The 2,572-nt window shown below is 63.7% G+C and carries 3 protein-coding genes; all 3 read left to right on the forward strand.

The annotated features are described in order from the left end of the window. On the forward strand, positions 1-828 hold an 828-nt coding region (locus AC0GNO_RS03630), incomplete at its 5' end, for an ABC transporter ATP-binding protein (RefSeq protein WP_472902974.1). Positions 829-837: 9 nt separating this feature from the next. Continuing rightward, complete coding sequence (locus AC0GNO_RS03635) at positions 838-1,710, forward strand: carbohydrate ABC transporter permease (protein ID WP_333907634.1); 873 nt, start codon at positions 838-840, stop codon at positions 1,708-1,710. Positions 1,711-1,754: 44 nt separating this feature from the next. Continuing rightward, entirely contained in the window at positions 1,755-2,540 is a 786-nt protein-coding gene (locus AC0GNO_RS03640) for a carbohydrate ABC transporter permease (protein WP_199731507.1), read from the forward strand. Positions 2,541-2,572 lie beyond the last annotated feature (32 nt).

Genomic DNA, 2,572 nt, shown 5'->3' on the forward strand with positions numbered 1-2,572 from the left:
GGGTTCTGGGGTCGCCTGCCGGGGGCACGCCTGGTATCCCCCGGGGTGCGCCGCCGGCTCGCCGACATCCATGCCAGCGCACATGAAGTGGCCCGGCGACTCGCCATCGACGGGTTACTCGATCGTAAGCCGGCGCACCTGTCGGGCGGCCAGCGCCAACGCGTCGCCCTGGCGCGCGCGATGGTTCGCCACCCCTCCGTGTTCCTGTTCGACGAGCCCCTTTCTAATCTGGACGCCAACCTTCGCCATGCGCTGCGTGCCGAGATCCGGCAGCTTCACGACCAGTTGGGCGTGACGTTCATCTACGTCACGCACGATCAGCACGAAGCCATGTCCATGTCGGACCGTGTGGCGGTCATGCGCGAAGGCCGCATCCTTCAGGTGGCGCCACCCGAAGATCTGTACATGCGGCCACAAAGCCTCGAGGTGGCTCGATTCGTCGGCGCACCGCGGATCAACGTCGTGCCGGGCGAGATCCGCGCCAACGGCGAGATCCATTGCCTGGCGCAACGCATCGCGAATACCGCGGTGAACAGTGGGCCCTGCCATGTCGCCTTCCGGCCTCAGGCGGTCACCTTGGCCAAGGCGCATGGCCTCACCGTGCGCGGCGTGGTCGGCCATGTGGAATACGCGGGTGCCGAATTGATGGCCACTCTGACCCTGCCGAGCCAGGGGGAAGCCTGCATCGTCTGCCTCCCGGCTGGCACGGCAGCGCACGCAGGGGCCGAGTTCGAGGTCACGGTCCCGTGGGAAGCCCTGCATGTCTTCGACGCCGGCGGCCAGCGCATGTCGATCGGTCGATGCGACACCCTGAAGCGAGTGGCCTGAAAGCCGAGCATGCGCGCCCATCCTCTTTCCACCGTTTCACTTCTCGCGCCCGCGGGCCTTCTTGCGACGCTTCTGCTGTTCATACCCGTCCTTGCCGTATTTCTGATGTCGCTGACCGATTGGCAGTTCGGCGCCACCACCCTGAACTGGGTCGGCCTGCAGAACTACGCCGAACTCTGGTCGGACGCGGTGTTCCGCAAGTCTGTGGCCAACACCCTTGTCTACCTCGTCCTGGTCACCGGGGGATCGATCACGCTGGGCCTGAGCCTCGCCTTGTTGATCGAATCCGATCGATCGGGACGCGGCTTCTACCGCACAGCCTTTTTCATGCCGGTCGCATCGACGCTGATCGCAATGGCGTTCGTGTGGGAGTTCCTGCTGCATCCGAGCGCCGGGCTCGTCAATCACCTGCTCCAGCAGGTCGGCGTCGCACCCCAGAACTGGCTCAACGACCGCCACCTCGCGCTGTACTCGCTCGCCGCGATCGGCATCTGGCAGATGTCGGGGCTTGCCCTGGTGTTCTTCCTGGCCGGGCTGCAAGGAATCCCCCGCGACGTGCGCGATGCGGCGGAACTCGACGGCATCGAGCGCCCCTTCGATCGATTCCGCTTCGTCACCTGGCCGTTGCTGGGCCCTACCACCTTGTTCGTCATCACTGTCTGCGCCATCCGCGCCCTGCAAGTCTTCGACACCGTTCACGTGCTCACCAAGGGCGGGCCGAACAAGGCCACCGAAGTGCTGCTGCACACCATCTATGCGGAGGGGTTCAGCTTCTTCCGCATGGGTTACGCCAGCGCCATGACGGTGGTCTTCATCGCCGGCATCTTCCTCTTGACCCAGATCCAGCACGCCGCGCTGGAGCGCAGGACGCACTACGCATGAAACGTCTTTCCCCTTCCTTTCGGATTCTTCGCCACGTGGTGCTGATGGTCGTGGCCCTGGTCTTCCTGATGCCGTTCATCTGGATGGTGCTGACCTCGCTCAAGCCTGCCGACGAAATCTTCGGCAGCGAGATTCATCTTTTTCCGACGCGCTTTGCTGCAGTGGAGAACTACACCCTCGCGCTAACCAAGGTCCCCTTGCTGCGCTACCTGTGGAATGGCGTGCTCGTCTGCGCGGGCATCCTGGTGTTGCAGATCCTGGTGGCACTGCCTGCCGCCTACGCCTTCGCCAAGCTGTCGTTCCGTGGCAAGCCGTGGGCTTGGCGCCTGGTGATGCTGGCGCTCATGGTGCCATACCAAGCCACGGCCATCCCCCTCTACGTAATGCTGTATCACGCCGGTCTGCTCGACTCGATGGCCGCGCTCATCCTGCCTTTCAGCGTGTCCGCGTTCGGCATCTTCCTGATGCGGCAGTTCTTTCGCACCGTGCCCGACGACCTGATCCACGCCGCGCGGCTCGACGGCATGGGTGAGTTGGAGATCGTCTGGCGCGTGATGCTGCCCACGGCCATGCCTGCCTTGCTGGCGTTCTCGATCTTCTCGGTGGTCTGGCATTGGAACGACTACTTCTGGCCACTGCTGGTCATCAATTCACCCCATCTGGCGACGCCGCCGTTGGGAACCATGTTCTTCCGCAATGAGGAAGCAGGCAGCGCGTTCGGTCCGCTGATGGCCGGCACGGTGCTGATCACGGCGCCGCTGGTGCTGTTGTTCGTCGTCGCGCAAAAGCGCTTCATCGAAGGTGTGACGCTCACCGGCGTCAAAGGTTAAACCGCAAGGAATCAAGCAATGAAACAACTGTT

Source organism: Hydrogenophaga sp. L310, from assembly GCF_055703065.1.